This is a genomic window from Cryobacterium sp. HLT2-28 (assembly GCF_004402495.1).
In the GTDB taxonomy this organism is placed as follows: domain Bacteria; phylum Actinomycetota; class Actinomycetes; order Actinomycetales; family Microbacteriaceae; genus Cryobacterium; species Cryobacterium mannosilyticum.
In genome coordinates this window covers 66303-82605 of the sequence record NZ_SOFH01000016.1, presented here as the reverse complement: position 1 = coordinate 82605, position 16303 = coordinate 66303, and the positions used below count along the sequence as shown (strand labels likewise).

The 16303-nt window shown below is 71.5% G+C and carries 16 protein-coding genes; 11 read left to right on the top strand and 5 right to left on the bottom strand.

The window, feature by feature from the left end:
* The first annotated feature begins 24 nt into the window (after positions 1–24).
* Positions 25–657, top strand: coding sequence for a TetR/AcrR family transcriptional regulator (locus tag E3O48_RS06480; RefSeq protein ID WP_134537823.1), 633 nt, complete (start codon positions 25–27; stop codon positions 655–657).
* On the opposite strand, the gene E3O48_RS06475 is transcribed toward E3O48_RS06480, so the two are convergent.
* The 4 genes from E3O48_RS06475 to pdhA all read right to left on the bottom strand — a co-directional run bounded on the left by E3O48_RS06475 (position 651) and on the right by pdhA (position 5185).
* Positions 651–1313: a VOC family protein gene (locus E3O48_RS06475; protein WP_134537767.1), complete on the bottom strand. Its 663-nt coding sequence runs from the start codon at positions 1311–1313 to the stop codon at positions 651–653. The two genes, E3O48_RS06480 and E3O48_RS06475, sit on opposite strands and share 7 nt — an antisense overlap.
* A 217-nt stretch (positions 1314–1530) precedes the next feature.
* Positions 1531–2967, bottom strand: a complete 1437-nt coding sequence (locus E3O48_RS06470; protein ID WP_134537766.1) for a dihydrolipoamide acetyltransferase family protein — start codon at positions 2965–2967, stop codon at positions 1531–1533.
* Positions 2964–3926, bottom strand: coding sequence for an alpha-ketoacid dehydrogenase subunit beta (locus tag E3O48_RS06465; RefSeq protein WP_134537822.1), 963 nt, complete (start codon positions 3924–3926; stop codon positions 2964–2966). Before E3O48_RS06465 ends, E3O48_RS06470 begins: the two co-directional genes overlap by 4 nt.
* 149 nt (positions 3927–4075) lie before the next feature.
* Entirely contained in the window at positions 4076–5185 is a 1110-nt protein-coding gene (pdhA, locus tag E3O48_RS06460) for a pyruvate dehydrogenase (acetyl-transferring) E1 component subunit alpha (RefSeq protein WP_134537765.1), read from the bottom strand.
* 134 nt (positions 5186–5319) lie between these two features.
* Between pdhA and E3O48_RS06455 the strand changes: the two genes are divergently transcribed.
* The 7 genes from E3O48_RS06455 to E3O48_RS06425 all read left to right on the top strand — a co-directional run bounded on the left by E3O48_RS06455 (position 5320) and on the right by E3O48_RS06425 (position 13269).
* Complete coding sequence (locus E3O48_RS06455; RefSeq protein ID WP_134537764.1) at positions 5320–5814, top strand: Lrp/AsnC family transcriptional regulator; 495 nt, start codon at positions 5320–5322, stop codon at positions 5812–5814.
* Between the two features lie 257 nt (positions 5815–6071).
* Complete coding sequence (locus E3O48_RS06450) at positions 6072–6557, top strand: NADH-quinone oxidoreductase subunit B family protein (RefSeq protein WP_134537763.1); 486 nt, start codon at positions 6072–6074, stop codon at positions 6555–6557.
* Positions 6554–8575 (top strand): proton-conducting transporter membrane subunit, encoded by a 2022-nt coding sequence (locus E3O48_RS06445; RefSeq protein ID WP_134537762.1) that lies wholly within the window; start codon positions 6554–6556, stop codon positions 8573–8575. Before E3O48_RS06450 ends, E3O48_RS06445 begins: the two co-directional genes overlap by 4 nt.
* Positions 8572–9516, top strand: coding sequence for a respiratory chain complex I subunit 1 family protein (locus E3O48_RS06440; protein ID WP_198413035.1), 945 nt, complete (start codon positions 8572–8574; stop codon positions 9514–9516). The genes E3O48_RS06445 and E3O48_RS06440 overlap by 4 nt, the downstream gene beginning before the upstream one ends.
* A gap of 8 nt (positions 9517–9524) precedes the next feature.
* Positions 9525–10181: a hypothetical protein gene (locus tag E3O48_RS06435; protein WP_134537761.1), complete on the top strand. Its 657-nt coding sequence runs from the start codon at positions 9525–9527 to the stop codon at positions 10179–10181.
* On the top strand, positions 10181–11704 hold the full coding sequence (locus tag E3O48_RS06430; protein WP_134537760.1) for a proton-conducting transporter membrane subunit: 1524 nt from the start codon (positions 10181–10183) through the stop codon (positions 11702–11704). The genes E3O48_RS06435 and E3O48_RS06430 overlap by 1 nt, the downstream gene beginning before the upstream one ends.
* On the top strand, positions 11701–13269 hold the full coding sequence (locus E3O48_RS06425) for an NADH-quinone oxidoreductase subunit C (protein WP_198413034.1): 1569 nt from the start codon (positions 11701–11703) through the stop codon (positions 13267–13269). The genes E3O48_RS06430 and E3O48_RS06425 overlap by 4 nt, the downstream gene beginning before the upstream one ends.
* Before the next feature lie 16 nt (positions 13270–13285).
* On the opposite strand, the gene E3O48_RS06420 is transcribed toward E3O48_RS06425, so the two are convergent.
* Positions 13286–13627 (bottom strand): metalloregulator ArsR/SmtB family transcription factor, encoded by a 342-nt coding sequence (locus tag E3O48_RS06420; RefSeq protein ID WP_241974979.1) that lies wholly within the window; start codon positions 13625–13627, stop codon positions 13286–13288.
* Positions 13628–13954: 327 nt separating this feature from the next.
* Here E3O48_RS06420 and E3O48_RS06415 point away from each other — a divergent pair, with 327 nt between their 5' ends.
* Genes E3O48_RS06415 through E3O48_RS06405 form a run of 3 tightly spaced genes read left to right on the top strand, consistent with a single transcriptional unit; the run spans position 13955 to position 15950 of the window.
* The gene (locus tag E3O48_RS06415; RefSeq protein WP_134510463.1) at positions 13955–14446 is read left to right on the top strand and encodes a hypothetical protein; all 492 of its coding nucleotides are present in this window, start codon (positions 13955–13957) and stop codon (positions 14444–14446) included.
* Positions 14446–15531: an MAB_1171c family putative transporter gene (locus tag E3O48_RS06410; RefSeq protein WP_134537759.1), complete on the top strand. Its 1086-nt coding sequence runs from the start codon at positions 14446–14448 to the stop codon at positions 15529–15531. The genes E3O48_RS06415 and E3O48_RS06410 overlap by 1 nt, the downstream gene beginning before the upstream one ends.
* Positions 15528–15950 (top strand): hypothetical protein, encoded by a 423-nt coding sequence (locus E3O48_RS06405; protein ID WP_134510461.1) that lies wholly within the window; start codon positions 15528–15530, stop codon positions 15948–15950. Before E3O48_RS06410 ends, E3O48_RS06405 begins: the two co-directional genes overlap by 4 nt.
* The last annotated feature ends 353 nt before the right edge of the window (positions 15951–16303 follow it).

The window sequence follows — 16303 nt, the reverse complement described above, 5'->3', positions numbered from 1 at the left end:
GTGGCCACCGCCGTTCCGCCCGCCATTCCACCCGCCGCGCAGCCCGCGCACTCACCTTCGCCCGCGCCACCGCCCACGCCGCGGAGCCGGGCGAAGGCCGACCGGCGCCAGGCCCTGCTCGAGGCGGCCGCGGCGCTGTTCGCCCGGTCGGGCTTCAACGGCGTGTCGATCGAGGATCTCGGCGCGGCCGCCGGTGTGAGCGGCCCGGCCGTCTACCGGCACTTCAGCGGCAAGCAGGCCGTGCTCGCCGCGCTCCTGGTCGGGGCGAGCGCCGACCTCGTCGAGGGCGGCCAGACGGTCGTGGCGACGGCGACGGATGCCGCGGCGGCGCTCCGCTCGCTGGTGCGCTTCCACCTGGCCTTCGCCCTGGCCAACCCCGACGTCATCCGGGTGCAGGACCGGGACCTGGACAGCCTCGCCGAAGCCGAGCGGCACGAGGTGCGCGCCCTCCAGCGGAGCTACGTGGAGCTGTGGGTGCGCCTGCTCGGGAAGGTGCACCCCGAGGTCGACGCGAAGCTGCTGCGCATCCGTGCCCAGGCCACCTTCGGGCTGCTCAATTCCACGCCCCACAGCATGCAGGCGTCCTCGGCGCGCACCGTGCGGCCCGTGCTCGAGGAGATGGCGCTCGCCGCCCTGGGTGTGCCCGCCGGTCAGTAGACGGTGGTGCAGACGCAGAGCTCGTTGCCGTCGACATCCGCCAGCACCCACCAGTCGGGGGCGTGCTCGTCGGTGAGCAGGAGGCCGCCGGCCTCGATGATCGCCTGCACCCGCTCCTCGGCGTCACTCGTGGGCAGGTACACGTCGAGGTGGATCCGGTTGCGGTCGGTGCGGGCGATCTCCATGTGCTGGAACCAGACCTTCGGGCCATCGCCGCGCGGATCGACGAGCTCGATGCCGTCGGCGGTGTCCAGTTCGACGTAGCCGAGACCGACCTGCCAGAACGGGCGGATCGCGTCGGCGTCGGTGCTGTCGATCGCCACGTCGTAGCGGGCCGGGGCCGGCCGGGCGCGTTCGGCGCCCTCCGCGTCGGCGAGTTCCTGGCAGCGCAGGGCCAGGGCGAGGTCACGCTCGGTCACTCCGCCGGCGTCGTGGGAGCGGAGCCGGATGCCGACGGTGCCGTAGCCGAGGCGCACCTCCGGGTGGTGGTTCGCCGCATCCGCCGCCTCGGCGATCGCCGCGACCAGGCGGGCGGCGGAGGCGAAGTCGGCCGTCCGGAACGCGCCGTGGAGGGTGCCGTCCAGGTGCACGAAAGCGCCCCCGGCCAGCACGGACTCGGTCTGGACAGTGGTGAGGACGGTGCTCGCTGGGCTCATACCCCCACTCTGCTCCGTCACCCGTGGCCGGTCAACCGGTGCTGACCGGCGGGTGCGGGGTCTGCCACCGCCGCCAGCGCACCCGTTCCGGCCGCTCATTCCCGAGCGCGCCAGTTCCGCCGCAACGCCCCAGGCACACCGGCAGCGCAACGGCGGAACTGGCGCGGTCGGCCTCCCGCGGCGCGGGTCCCCTGCGGCGCCGGCCAGGAAACACCGGCTAGACCATGGTGAGGACCATGGCCGGGTCGGACAGGATGGTGCCGATGTCGACCAGGAACCGGGCGCCCTGTTCGCCGTCGACCAGCCGGTGGTCGAAGGAGAGGCTGAGTGTCATCACCTGGCGCAGCGCGATCCCGCCGTGATGTTCCCAGGGCTGGCGACGGATGCCGCCCACGGCCAGGATGGCGGCCTCGCCCGGGTTGAGGATCGGCGTTCCGGCGTCGATGCCGAAGACGCCGACGTTGGTGATCGAGATCGTGCCGCCGCGGAGCGACGCCGCGCTGGTCGTGCCGGCCCTCGCCGCCTCGGTGAGTTCGGCGAGCGCCGCGGCCAGGTCCGCGAGGCCGAGCCGGCCGGCGTCCGGGATGTTGGGCACGAGCAGGCCGCGCGCGGTGGCGGCCGCGATGCCCAGGTTGACGTGGTGGAACTGCACGATCTCGCCGGCCGCCTCGTCCCACCGGGTGTTCACGTCCGGGTTGCGGGCGACGGCGAGGCATAGCGCCTTCGCGACGACGGCGAGGATGCCGATGCGCATCCCCTGGAAGGACCGGTTCGTCTTCAGCGCGTCGATCAGCTCCATGGTCGGGGTGACGTCGATGGTGAGGAATTCGGTGACGTGCGGGGCGGTGAAGGCGCTCCGCACCATGGCCGCGGCGGTGTGCTTGCGCACGCTCCGGATGGGACTGCGGGTCTCCCGTTGCCCCGGGCCGGGTGCCGGGACAGGGGCGCCGGTTTCGGTCCCGTCGGGCGCCTCCGCGGGCCGGGCGAGCTGGGCGCGCACGTCTTCCCTGGTGATCAGGCCGGTCGGTCCGGTGCCGGTGAGGTGGGACAGGTCCACGCCGAGCACCCGGGCGAGGGCGCGCACGGGCGGGGTCGATCGGGGCCGGGCCGCAGCGGGCTCGCTGGGCTCAACGGCGATTCGCTCCATGGCGGCCGTCTCCGTGGCGGCCGTCTCCGTGGCGGCCGTCTCAACGGCGGTGGGCTCCACATCGGTGGGCTCAGCCGAGGCAGGCGCCTCGGCAGCCTGCCCGCCCGCATCCGCAGATCCCGAGCGGGCCCGCCGGTGCGGCCGGCCCGAACGCTCGGGGGCCGCGCCGTAGCCGACGAGCACGGCCTCGCGCTCCTCGGCCGGCTCGGCCGGAGCCGCGGCATCCGCCTGGCCGGGCGTGCCGCCCGCCGGTTCGGCCGGCTCGGCACTCGCCACCTCGAACGAGACGATCGGCTCGCCGACGTGCACGACCGTTCCCGGCTGCTGGTGGAGTTGGGTGACGACCCCGGCGAACGGCGACGGTAGCTCGACGACGGCCTTGGCGGTCTCCACGTCGGCGATGAGCTGGTTCAGCTCGACCGTGTCGCCGGGAGACACCCGCCAGGCCACGATCTCGGACTCGGTCAGCCCCTCTCCGAGGTCGGGAAGCCGGAACACCTTGATCATCGCTGCCGCCCCAGGGCGCGGTCGACGCCGTCGAGGATCCGGTCCAGGTCGGGCAGGTGGTGGCTCTCCAGCTTCGCCGGCGGATACGGGATGTCGAAGCCGGTGACGCGCACCGGGGCGGCCTCGAGGTAGTCGAAGCAGCGCTCGGTGACGACGGCGGCGATCTCCCCACCGAGGCCGCCTGAGCGGGCGGCCTCGTGGGTGATGACGAGCCGGCCGGTCTTCCGAACGGATGCCTCGACGGTCTCGTAGTCCACCGGGGAGAGCGAGCGCAGGTCGATGACCTCGATCGACACGCCCTCGTCGTCGGCGGCGAGCGCGGCATCCTTCGCGGTGCTCACCAGTGCCCCGTAACACAGCAGGGTGACGTCGGTGCCGGCGGCCACGACCCGGGCGCGCTCCATCGGGGCGCCGAGCTCCGGCGACACCTCGCCCTTGACGTGGTAGCGGCGCTTGGGTTCGAAGTAGAGCACCGGGTCGTCCGAGGCGATCGCCTGGCGGATGAGCCCGTAGGCGTCCTGCGGGTCGGAGACCGCGATCACCCGCAGCCCGGAGGTGTGGGTGAAGTAGGCCTCCGGGGACTCGGAGTGGTGCTCGGCGGCGCCGATTCCGCCGCCGAAGGGAACCCGGATGGTGATCGGCATGCTCACCCGCCCCTGGGTGCGGTAGTGCAGCTTGGCCACCTGGCTGACGATCTGGTCGAAGCCGGGGAAGATGAAACCGTCGAACTGGATCTCGCAGACCGGGCGGTAGCCGCGGTAGGCCAGGCCGACCGCGGTGCCGATGATCGCGGACTCGGCCAGTGGTGTGTCGATCACCCTGCGGGCGCCGAACTCGGCGAGCAGGTCGCTGGTCACCCGGAACACGCCGCCGAGCAGGCCGATGTCCTCGCCGAGCAGCACCACCTTCGGGTCGTCGAGCATGGCCTGGCGGAGCCCCGCGTTGATGGCCTTGGCCATGGTCAGCGTGGTCGTGCCGGCCAGCGGAACGGGAGTGCTGAGCGGGGCGCCCGGCAGGCTCTCGCCCGGGCGCGGGGCGGAGCCGCCCGAGCCGCTCGTCTGGCCGAGCAGGGCGGATGCCGCCGGCCTCATCATGGTCGTCATGGTCATCAGGCCTTCCCTCCGGTGGAGTCGAAACTTGCGAGATAGTGGGCGTACTCGGCGCGCTGCCGGTCGAGCGTGGCGTTCGGGGTGGCGAAGACGTGGTCGAAGACCGTGAGCGGCTCGGGGTCGGCCAGGCCGATGCAGCCGGCCCGCAGCTCGGCGGCGGCGGCATCCGCGAGCCCCCTGGTCTGGTCGGCGAGCTCGCTGCTGAGCAGCCCGAGCGAGTCGAGCAGCCGCTCCAGGCGCAGGATCGGGTCCTTCGCCCTCCACTCCTCCAGTTCGGCGGCGGGCCGGTAACGGGTGGGGTCGTCGGCCGTGGTGTGCGGGCCCATCCGGTAGGTGACCGCCTCGATGAAGGTGGGTCCGCCGCCGGTGCGGGCGCGGTGGAGAGCCATCCGGGTGGCCGCGAGCACGGCGAGCACGTCGTTCCCGTCGACCCGGATGCCGGGGATGCCGAAGCCGAGGGCCCGGTCGACCAGGTTCGCCCGGGACTGCAGGCCGACCGGTTCGGAGATCGCCCACTGGTTGTTCTGGCAGAAGAAGATCACCGGGGCCTGGAAGCTGGCGGCGAAGACGAGCGCCTCGCTCACGTCGCCCTCGCTCGTGGCGCCGTCGCCGAAGTAGGCCACGGCCACCGAGTCCGTGCCGTCGTGCTGGGCGCCGAGGGCCCAGCCCGTCGCGTGCAGGGTCTGGGCGCCGATGATGATCGCCGGGGTGGCCATCCCGACGGAGTACGGATCCCAGCCGGATTGTGCGTTGCCGCGCCACACCCGCACGATGTCGGTGAGGCCGACCCCGCGGCACCAGGCCACCGCGTTCTCGCGGTAGCTGGTGAAGACGAAGTCGTCCGCCCGCAGGGCGCGGGCCGAACCGATCTGGGCTGCCTCCTGGCCGAGCAGCGGCGGCCAGAGGCCGAGCTCCCCCTGGCGCTGCAGCGCCGTGGCCTCGGTGTCGATCCGCCGCACCACGACCATGTCCTGGTAGAGGGCGACGAGGTCGGCCCCCGAGACATCGTCGAGCCAGGGATCGGCTGTTTCCGAAGCCACCCGCACACCCTCAGGTGAGACGAGTTGTAAGAAAGTGACGGGGTTTTCCCCCGGGAAAGATTCTGACATGGTGAGCCGCTCCCAGCGTCGTTGCCGAAGTTGCACCGAGCGTACGGTCATGCGGCACAGAGCACAACCATCCCGTTTGAGACTGGGCATTCTGCTCTATTCAGGGACCAACCGGCGTGCTAATCTCGTGCACTATGCACAGTCTGGACAGAGTCGACCTGCAGCTGCTCCGCGCCCTGTGCGTCGATCCGCGCAGCACCTTCGTCGCCCTCGCGCAGCAACTCCGACTGTCCCGGAACACCGTGCAGGCGCGGATGGCCAGGCTCGAGGAATCCAACGCGTTCCTCTCCTTCGACCGCCGGATCAACCCGGTCGCCCTCGGCTACCCGTTGACGGCCTTCATCGAGGTGCACGTGCAGCAGAAACGGCTTACGCAGATCATCGCCGAGCTCACCCTCATCCCCGAGATCGTGCAGGCGCACGGGATGAGCGGATCGACCGACCTGCTGGTGCGGGTGGTCTGCACGGATGCCGACGACCTGTTCCGGATCGACGGCACCATCCTCGCCTGCGACGGCGTCGAGCGCACCGAGACGTCGCTCGCGATGGGCGAGCTCATCCCCTTTCGGGTCACGCCGCTGCTCGAGCGCGCCGGACGCGACTCCGGCGCCAACCGCCCGGACTCCTAGCCCCCGCGGCGCCCGGGCGGGTGGCCCGCCGCCCGTTCCCGGCGAGGCTCCCCCGCCAGCCGGCGCCCGCGCATCTATTTGATAAATTCATCATATAGGTATATAAAGAAGTAATGATGTTTAGCGCGCGATTCGACCTGATGCCCGCCGGGTCCGCGCTGCTACTGTCGAGTCAGGGCCGGCGCCGAACGCACCGCCCGCAGCGAGAACCGAGAACGCGATGACCGCCAGCATCCGCACGATCACCGGGGCCTGACGTGAGCGTCTCGCGCCTGGCCCGCCTCATCCGGCAGAGCGGGCGCATCGCCGAACCGGCCCCGCCGGCCCCGACGCTCTTCGCCGGAGCCGAGGTCTTCGGCGGCAGCGTGCAGGTGCGGTTCATCAACGCCGGCGGGTGCAACGACTGCGCCCAGGAGGTCGCGAGCGCCTTCGGCCCGGTCTACGACGTGGAGCGGTACGGCATCCGTCTTGTGGCATCGCCGCGGCATGCCGACGTGCTCCTGATCACCGGAGCCGTGACCCGCAACATGATCGAACCGCTGCGACGCACGATCGACGCCACCCCGACCCCGCGCTTCGTGATCGCCGTGGGCGATTGCGCCATCACCGGCGGCGTCTTCGCGGAGGGGTACGGGATCGCCGGCCCCGTGTCCGAATTCGTCGACGTCGACCTCTCCGTGCCGGGCAACCCGCCCGCCCCTGACCTCATCGTCGAGGCCCTGCGCCGGATGACTGGTCGATGACGCCCGTCGAGGCCGGGATGCTCGGCCAGGTCGCCCTGCTCGCCGCGGCGGTCGCGTCCGCCCTGCTGGTGCCGTCCGCCCGGTGGCGCTCGCGGGTGAGCGGCATCCTCTGCGCCCTGCTCGCCGCCGCCGGGGTCATCACCGGCGCCATCGCCCTCACCGGCGGTCGCGGGGCGCTCACCATCCCCACCGCCCTGCCGATGGACCCTCTCGTGCTCTCCCCCGACCGGCTCGGCGGCCTCGTCATGGTGGTCGTGTCGGTGGTCGGCGTGCTGGCGTCGCTGTTCGGGATCGGCTCCGCCCGGGTCGCCTCGGCCTCCCGCACCGCCTGGGCCTCGATGGCCGTGTTCCTGTTCGGGATGCAGCTCGTGCCGGCCGCCACCGACGTGGTGTCCTTCCTGCTGTTCTGGGAAATCATGACGCTGGGGTCGACGGCGCTCCTGCTGGCCCACCACGCCACCCGCGGCACGGTCGCGTCCGCCCTGGTCTGGTACTCGGCGATGAGCCAGCTGAGCTTCTTCTTCGTGCTGGCCGGCTTCGCCGTGCTGGCCGGCGCCACCGGCGGGACCGGATTCGCCGCGCTCGCGACCCTGGATCCGGCATCCTGGCAGGCGAGCCTCGCCTTCGTGCTGCTCCTGCTCGGCTTCGGCGGCAAGGCCGAACTCGTGCCCCTGCACGTCTGGGTGCCCCGGGTGCTGCCGGAGGCCCCCGGTCACGTCGCCGCCGCGATGAGCGGCGCCATGGTGAACATCGGCGTCTACGGGGCCCTCCTGGTCTGCGTGCGCCTGCTGCCGAACGGCCCGGCCTGGTGGGGGGTGCTGATCATGGCGCTCGGCGCCGTCTCAGCCCTCTACGGGATCCTGCAGGCCTCGGTGGCGAGCAACCTCAAGGTGCTGCTGGCCTACTCCACGACCGAGAACATGGGTCTGGTCTTCCTCGGCCTGGGCGCCTCCGTGCTCCTGCGCGGCGACCACGCCACCGGAGCCGCCGACGCCGCGCTCCTCGCCGCCCTGCTGCTCATGGTCAGCCACGCCGCGTTCAAGGCCACCCTGTTCCTCGGCGCCGGCGCCGTGGCCCGCTCCACCCGGGAGATGAACCTCGACCGGCTCGGCGGGCTCGGCAGCCGCATGCCCTGGACCGCCGGCGCGTTCGGCGCGGCCGCCCTCGGCGCCGCCGCCCTGCCGGTGACCAGCGGATTCGTGGCCGAGTGGATGCTGCTCCAGGCCCTCGTACACGGCTCCCGGGTCGGCGGGGAAGTCGTCTCCGTCACCTCGTCCGTGGCCATGCCGCTGGCCGTGGCCGTGATCGCCCTCACCGCGGGGCTCGCCCTGCTCACCTTCGTCAAGGCGTACGGCATCGCGTTCCTGGCCCGCCCCCGCTCCGCGCAGGCGACGGCGGCCCGTGAGGTCCCCCTGATCATGCGCATCCCGCTCATCATCGGCGCCCTCCTCGTGATCGGCCTCGGCCTGCTGCCCGGACCGCTCACCGAGGCCCTCGCCTCGGCCGTCGGCCCGGCGTTCACCCCCGATGTGCGCACGATCGGGCTGGCGGGCGTCGACGCCCGCGGGATCGACGTGGTCCTGGACCCGACCACCTTCGTCGCCCTCGCCGCGCTCGTGCTCGTGCCGGTGCTGGCGGCCATCCTCATCTCGGCCCGGCGGCATCCCACCCGGGTGTCGCCCCTGCCGTGGGCGGGCGGCGGCTCCCGGCTGCGGCCGCGGATGCAGTACACGGCAACCTCCTACGCCGAGCCCCTGGTGCGCGTCTTCGACGACGTGCTCCGGCCCACCCGCGACGTCGAGGTCACCCACGTCGGCGAGTCCCGTTACCTCGTCGAACGCGTGCACGTCGAGCAGAGCGTCTCCGACGTGATCGAGACCCGGTTCTACCGCCCGGTGCTCGGCCTCGCCCAGCGTTTCGGCGTCCTGGCCCGCCGGGCGCAGAACGGCAGCATCCACCGCTACCTGTCCTATTCCTTCGTCGCCCTGCTCGTCGTGCTGATCGTGGTGTCCCTGTGATCCCGGCGATCGCGATCGCCCTGCTGCAGCTGGTTCTCTTCGTGTTCCTCTCGCCCCTGCTGATCGGCGTGATGCGCCAGGTGCGGGCGCGGCTCGAGGGCCGCGCGGGCTCCGGCATCTGGCAGCCGTGGCGCGACGTGCGCAAGCTCGTGGCCAAGGACCCGGTGCGCGCGAGCGACAGCAGCTGGATGCTCGCGGCCGGCCCGGTCACCCTTCTCGTCTCCAGCCTGCTGCTCTGCGTGCTGCTGCCGCTGGTCGGCACGCTCCCGCTGCCCCTGGTGCCGAGCGACCTGTTCGTCATCGTCTCGATCATGCTGATCGGCGTGGTGGCCCTGGCCCTGGTCGGCCTGGACGCGGGAACCGCGTTCGGCGGCATGGGCTCCAGCCGGCACATGACCGTGGCCGCCCTGGTCGAACCGACCCTGCTCCTCGCGGTCTACGCGCTGTCGATCCCGGCCGGCACCTCCACCCTCTCCCTGATCGTGGAGACCCGGCTGCAGAACCCGGCCGTGATCATCTCGCCGGTCAGCCTGCTGGCCATGGTCGCCCTGGCCATCGCCATCATGGCCGAGACCAGCCGGCTGCCCATCGACAATCCCTCCACCCACCTCGAGCTGACCATGCTGCACGAGGCCATGGTGCTGGAGGCCTCCGGGCGCGACCTGGCCTGGCTGGAGCTGGGTTCCTGGCTCAAGCTCGCCGCCCTGCTCGGCCTGCTCAGCAACCTGATCCTGCCGTGGGGTGTGCTGACCGATTTCTCCCTGCCCGGCGTGCTGGTCGGACTGGGCGCCGTCACCGCGAAGATCCTCCTCCTCGGCGTCGCCCTGAGCGTGGGCGAGGTCTTCCTCGCCAAGGTGCGCCTGTTCCGGGTGCCCGAGTTGCTGGCGGGGTCGTTCGCCCTCGCCCTGCTCGCCGTGACCGCCTCCTACCTGGTCGCTTAGGAGCATCCGTGTTCGCCACCGTCTTCCCCCAGCTGATCGGCCTCTGCACCGGCGCGCTGCTGCTGACCAGCGCCCTGATGGTCTGGCGGCATTCCCTGCTCGCCTCGATCCGCCTGCTCAGCGTGCAGGGCTTCGCGCTGGCCGCTCTGGTGGCCGTGATCGGCCTCGAGGAGGGCGAGGCGGAGGTCATCATCGTCTCCGTCCTCGTGCTGCTGGTCAAGGGGATGGCCCTGCCCTGGGTGCTCGCCCACGAGACCCGCGCCACCACCCGCACTGATGAGGCGCCGCGGTTGAACCCGACGGCCGGCCTGCTCACCGTGGCGCTGCTGACCATCCTCAGCTACGTCGTCGCCAGCCGGCTGCTCAGCGGCGACACCAGCATCTCGGCCCACGCCGCCCCGATCGGACTGGCGATGGTGCTGATCGGGTTCCTGCTGCTGATCACCCGGCGGCAGGCCGGGTCGCAGCTGATCGGCTTCCTCGTGCTCGACAACGGCATCGCCACGGTCGCGTTCCTCACCTCCGGCGGGGTTCCCCTGTTCCTCGAACTCGGGATCTCCCTGGACGTGCTGCTTGTCGTCGTGATCCTCTACGTCTTCGCCGGCCGGATGCGCAACAAGTTCGGCAACACCGACATTGATCAGCTCAGAAAGTTGCACGACTGATGAATTTCGCCCTCTGGACCCCCCTGGCCGTTCCGGCCGTCCTCGCCGCGCTCAGCCTCACCGGCGGCGCCCGCCCGCTCGGTCGCCTCGGCCCCATCGCATCCAGCACTGCCGTGCTGCTCTCCGGTCTACTGCTGGTCGGCGCCGTGCTCGACGGGCAGGTCCCCAGCCTCGGCGGCGGCCTGCTCCGCGCGGACGCTCTCTCCGCGTACATGCTCACCGTCGTCGGGGCGGTCGGCCTCGTGTCGACCTGGGGCGGGCTGGGCCACACCGAGAAAGCCCCCGGCCGGTTCGCCGGCTCCTACGACGCCCTGATCTCGGTGTTCCTGGCCGCGATGTCCCTCGCCGTCCTGGCCGACAACATCGGCCTGATGTGGGCCGCGGTCGAGGCCACCACGATCACCACCGCCTTCCTGGTCGGTCACCACCGCACCCGGTCGTCGCTGGAGGCGGCCTGGAAATACGTCATCCTCGGCTCCGTGGGCGTCGCCATCGCCCTGCTCGGGATCGTGCTCATCTACGCCGCCTCGCGCGGCACCGGCGAGCCGACCCTGTCCTGGCTGGTGCTCAGCCGCACCGACCTGCCGCTCGACCCGGCGCTGATCCGGGCGGGCGGCGCGCTGGCCGTGCTCGGTTTCGCCACCAAGGCCGGACTCGCGCCCATGCACAGCTGGCTGCCCGACGCGCACAGCCAGGCCCCGGCGCCGGTGTCGGGCCTGATGAGCGGCGTGCTGCTCGCGGTGGCCCTCTATGCCATCCTGCGCATCCAGACCATCACCGACGCGGTGATCGGGCCGGACTTCCTCCGGGTGATGCTCAGCGTCGGCGGCCTGCTCTCCCTGTTCGTGGCCGCCGCCCTCCTGATCCGCCAGCGCGACTTCAAACGGATGCTGGCCTACTCCAGCATCGAGCACATGGGGATGATGGCCGTGGGAGCCGCGATCGGCCCCGCCGCCCTGCCGGCCGTGCTGCTCTACGTGCTCGGCCACGGCCTGACCAAGGCGACCCTGTTCGTGCTCTCCGGCCGCATCCTCGAAGTGGAGGGCACCCCCCGGATCGACGACGTGCGGGCACTTCTCGTGCGTCGCCCCGGCCTGGCCGTTCCGTGGCTGATCGCCATGGCGGCCCTGGTCGGCTTCCCCCCGTTCAGCATCTTCTTCTCCGAGGTCGGCATCATCGTCGCCGGCTTCGGCACCGGGATGGGAGTCGTCGTCGGCATCGCGCTCGTGCTGCTGCTCGTCATCTTCGCAGCCCTCACCCGGCTGACCGTCGCGATGACGATCGGCGCCCCGGCTGCCGCTCCCGGCACCGACCCGGCGGGCCCCGCCCTGCCGGGAACCGACCCGGCAGGCACCGTCCCGGCAGGCACCATCGCCGTCCGCGCGGCGCCGGACCGGTCGGCGCACGGACCGCGCCTGCCGCTCATCCTCGCCCTGGCCACCACCGCCGTGGTGGCCTTCATCGCCGAGCCGGTCGGCACGCTCCTGGCGCGCGCGGCCGCGGTTCTGGGAGGAGCCCAGTGACGACACCCGACCCGACGCCGACCGCCGGCCCGAACCCACCGACCGCAGGCCCGACACCGACCGCGGGCCCGAACCCGGCGGCCGCAGGCGCACCCGATGTGCGCCTGCTCACCCGCGACGACCTGCGTGAGACGGCCGCCGCCGTGCTCGCCGACGGCAACCGGCTCGCGATCATCACCTGCCACGACGACGGCGACGCGCTGCGGGTGGTCTACTCCTTCGCGGCGGTCTACCCGCGACGCCAGGTCGACCTGGTCGTGCCGGTCCCCTACGACGACGCCTGGGTGCCGAGCCTGGCCGATCTCTCCTACCCGGCCGGCAACTTCGAACGCGGAATGCGCGACCTGTTCGGGGTGCGTCCGGCCGACCACCCGCAGCCGTTCCGCCTGGTGCGCCACGGCCACTGGCCGCGCGGCTGGTACCCGATGCGCCGCGGCGCCCGGGTCACCCCCGAGTTCCTGCCCGACACCGAGTCGTTCCCGTTCGTCGAGGTCGAGGGTCCCGGCGTCTACGAGATCGCGGTCGGCCCGATCCACGCGGGCATCATCGACCCCGGCCATTTCCGGTTCTCGGTCGTCGGCGAGACCATCGTGCGGATGGAGGCCCGCCAGTGGTACATGCACCGCGGTGTCGAGCGGCTCTTCGAGGGCCGCCGGCCGGAAGACGCGGTCGAACTGGCCGAGCAGGTCACCGGCGACACCGTGGCCGGCCACACCGTGGCCTGCCTGATGGCCGTCGAGGCCGCCGCCGGGATCGAGGTGTCCGAGGAGGACCGGATGCTGCGCGCGCTCCTGCTCGAACTCGAGCGCATCTACAACCACGTCTCCGACCTCGGCTCGCTGGCCAACGACGTCGGCTTCGGCATCGTGCACTCGCACACCCAGCGGCTGCGGGAGACCCTGCTCCGCCAGAACCAGGCGGTCACCGGGCACCGCTTCCTCCGCGGCGGTCTGACCATCGGCGGCGCAGCGGTGCTCGCCCTGCCCGACCCGGCGGTGCTCGCCCAGGTGCAGGCGGACATGCAGGAGATCATCGCGATCACCCTCGGCCATGCCATCGTGCGGGACCGTTTCACCGGGACCGCCCCGCTCTCGACCGGCCAGGCCGAGGCGATGGGCACCCTCGGCTACGTGGCGAGGGCGTCCGGCATCGACGCCGACGCCCGCCGCGACCACCCGTTCGTCGACCTCGGCGAGGCGTTCCACGTCGTCACGGACTCCGGCGGCGACGTGCTCGGGCGCTACCGGGTGCGCGCGGGGGAACTGGCGGTGTCGATCAGCGTGGCCACCGACCTCATCCGCCGCCTGGACGGCCGGCTGGGCAGCGGCCGCTCGGTCGCCCCCGTCGGCTCCGGCACCGGCGTTTCCCTGGTCGAGGGCTGGCGCGGCACGATCTGCCACCGGGTCGAACTGGGCGACGACGGCCGTCTGACCCGGGTGAAGATCGTCGACCCGTCGTACTTCAACTGGCCGGCCCTGCCGGTGGCACTGGCCGAGACGATCGTGCCCGATTTCCCCCTGGTGAACAAGAGCTTCAACCAGTCCTACGCCGGGAACGACCTGTAACCACCGGTGACGACGGTCAGGACACGTCCTGTTCGATCGTGCGGAGGAGCGCGTTGGAGTCCTCGAGGGTGGCCACCAGCATCCGCTTGGCGACGGCGAGCAGTTCGGCGACCATCGGGTCGCGCAGTCCGTAATAGATCGTGTTGCCCTCGCGTCGGGTGACGACGACCCCGGCCCGCCGGAGCACGCCGAGCTGCTGGGAGAGATTCGAGAGCTCCGAACCGAGCGCCTCGGCCAGGCTCCCGACGGAGCGCTCGCCGCCGGACAGCTGCTCGAGCACCTGCACGCGCAAGGGATGCCCGAGCGACTTGAACAGTTCGGCCTTGAGCAGGGCCATGGGCAGTCCGGTGGTCGACACCGTCTGAGCATATCGCTAATCTATAATGTCTTCAAATAGATGAGGGATCCGCCCGTCCGCCACGGGTCGGCGCACGATGCGCCGTGGGCGGCGAGATGCGGTGCGCGGTGCGGTCCCACCCCGACCGCACCGCGTCACGCAAACGACCACGCGCCCCCCAACTTGCGTCCGGCACGTGACGCGCAGGCCGTACAGGGGTCCTGGCAGCTTCCGGAAACCGGTAGCCTAGACATGTCCAACCGAATCCAACGGTAGCACGAATTAGACATGTCCAACGCACGGCGACACGCCTTGGGACCATCGATCCACCGAGTAGGGAATTGCGTGATGCGCGAAGAACGCCGAGAGCGGGCCCGCCGGCTGGTCGAGGCGCTCGACCTGCCGCGCCCGCTCACCGCCGAGAAGCTCCACCGGCACATGGAGGGCGTTCGGCAGAGGAAGATCCTCCTCCGCCCCGCCAGCGCCGACCTGATCACGTCCGGCGTCTGCGGCCTGTGGCTGGAGATCGCGGGCGAGGACTTCGAGCGGGTGCACTACGCGCCGACGGAGTCTGCCGTGCACCGCCAGCAGTTCATCAACCACGAGTACGGGCACATGATCCTCCGGCACGAGAAGGAACTCCTCACCGCCGACCGCGTCGCCCTGCTCGCCCCGCTGATCCCGATGGACGCGATCGTGCACGCACTCTCCCGGAGCTCCTTCACCGACGAGCAGGAGGCCCTCGCCGAGGCCATCGGCGACGAGCTCGCCCTGATCATGCTGGACGACCGCACGGATGCCCGGAACGGCCCCCGGACCGGCTTCGGGCGGGTGCTCTGATGATCGTCCTCCTCCAACTCGCCGTCTGTTCGATCCTCTGGCTCGCCGCACTCTTCTGCCTGCCCTCGGCCATCCGAGGCCGTCGCCGCCTGTTGTTCTGGTTCCTGGCCGTCTTCGCCCTGACGATGACCCTGCAGCCGCAGCCGGTCTACGACGCCGTCGATGCGGTCCTCGGCGGCGTGAACACGACGTTCTTCCTCTTCCATGCGACCGTGATCATCGCGGTCGCGCTGATGAACAGCCTGGTCCAGCTCGCCACCACGGAGGGCGGCATTTCCCGGGCCGGCCGGCGGTCGACCGTCATCGCCGTCATTGTCGTCATCGGCGCCCAGGCCGTGCTGTTCTTCGGCAGCGACTGGCGGTTGACGAGCGACGTTCGCACGATGGACTTCGACCGCTGGGACTACACCCTCTACGCCATCACCACCTGGTTCGCCCTGGCCTACTTCGCCGTGTCGGTCCTGGTCGCCTGCCTGGCCGATTATCCCCGTCAACACCGGATTGTGACCCGGGTCTCCCTGGCCTTCGTGTCCCTGGGCTGCCTGGCCGTCCTGACCTATGCGGTGCTCAGCGTATGGAGCGCGATTGACTCGAGCCAGGATCCGCACTCGACCTTCACCGAGTCATCGCGCGGCGTGTACTTCACCGCCCTCCTCGCCGCCCCGATCTGCGTGTCGATCGGCCTGGGCCTCACGACCGTCGTCGACGCCGTGGCCGGTGCGTGGCGAACCGGCAGGGATCGCGTGCTGCTCTGGCGGATCACCCCGCTCTGGGAGCGCCTGATCGAGGACTCCCCCGAACTCAGCCTCGAGGCGGCCTCGCCGCGCTTGCGCCTCGCCTTCGGGCGTGAGCCGGGAGCCAGGCTCTACCGGCGCTACGTCGAGGTGCGCGACAGCCTGCTTCTCCACCCGCGGGAGGCCACCGCGGCCGAACGCGCCCTCCTCGACGCGGTAGAACGGCAGACCCACGCCGACCGCACCGAAACCCATCCGAGGCGCCTCACCGCGGCCGCCACCGGCGGCGCCACGCCGGCCTCGGCCACCCCCGTACCCCCCACGACGCGTCTGAGAGGCCCCCAGCCATGACATCCGCACCCGTGCCACTCGACGACGAGCTGACCCCCCAGCAGGAACTCGCCCGCAAGCTCACTCTGCTGCTCGACGTCGTCGTCGCCGAGGGGAACACTCCGTACACCTACCGGGCGATCGCGGAGGGCTTGGCCGAGCACGGACTCTCCCTCTCCCGCGCGCGCTGGGCCTACATGATCGCCGGCACCGGGCCGCTCGTCACCGATATGGCCCTGCTCACCGGGATCGCCGAGTTCTTCCGGATTCCGCCTGCCTACCTGCTCGGCTCCGACGACGACATCCCCGAGCGGGTGGATGCCCAGCTCGCGTTCGTGAAGAAACTGCGGGCGAAGCGGGTCGTCAGCTTCGCCGCCCGAACCCTCGGCGACGTGTCCCCCGAGATGCTCCGCTCGATCACCGAACTCCTCGACGAGTGATTCCGGGCGGCGAGTGATTCCGGGCCGCGAGTGATTCCGGGCCGCGCCTGAGCCGCACGTAGAACACCCGCTCGACCGTGGGGGGACGGGAGCGGGTGCGAAACCATATTAGCCCAGTATTCCCCGGCATCCGCGCGTTCGTCGCGATCGGGGCATCCGCGCCTCTCGCGGCGCACCGTTCGGAGGCCGGCGCATGCTCCACGACGCGCCGAGTTCCGCAACCTGAGCCGCGAGCAGAGCAGGGACGATCCGCGAAGCCCGGATCGGGCGCCCGCGAGCGGGGCCGGCGCGAAAAAGCCCGCCCTGCAGAAGCAGGACGGGCTTCCCGTCTCACCGACTAACCTGGCGAGAGG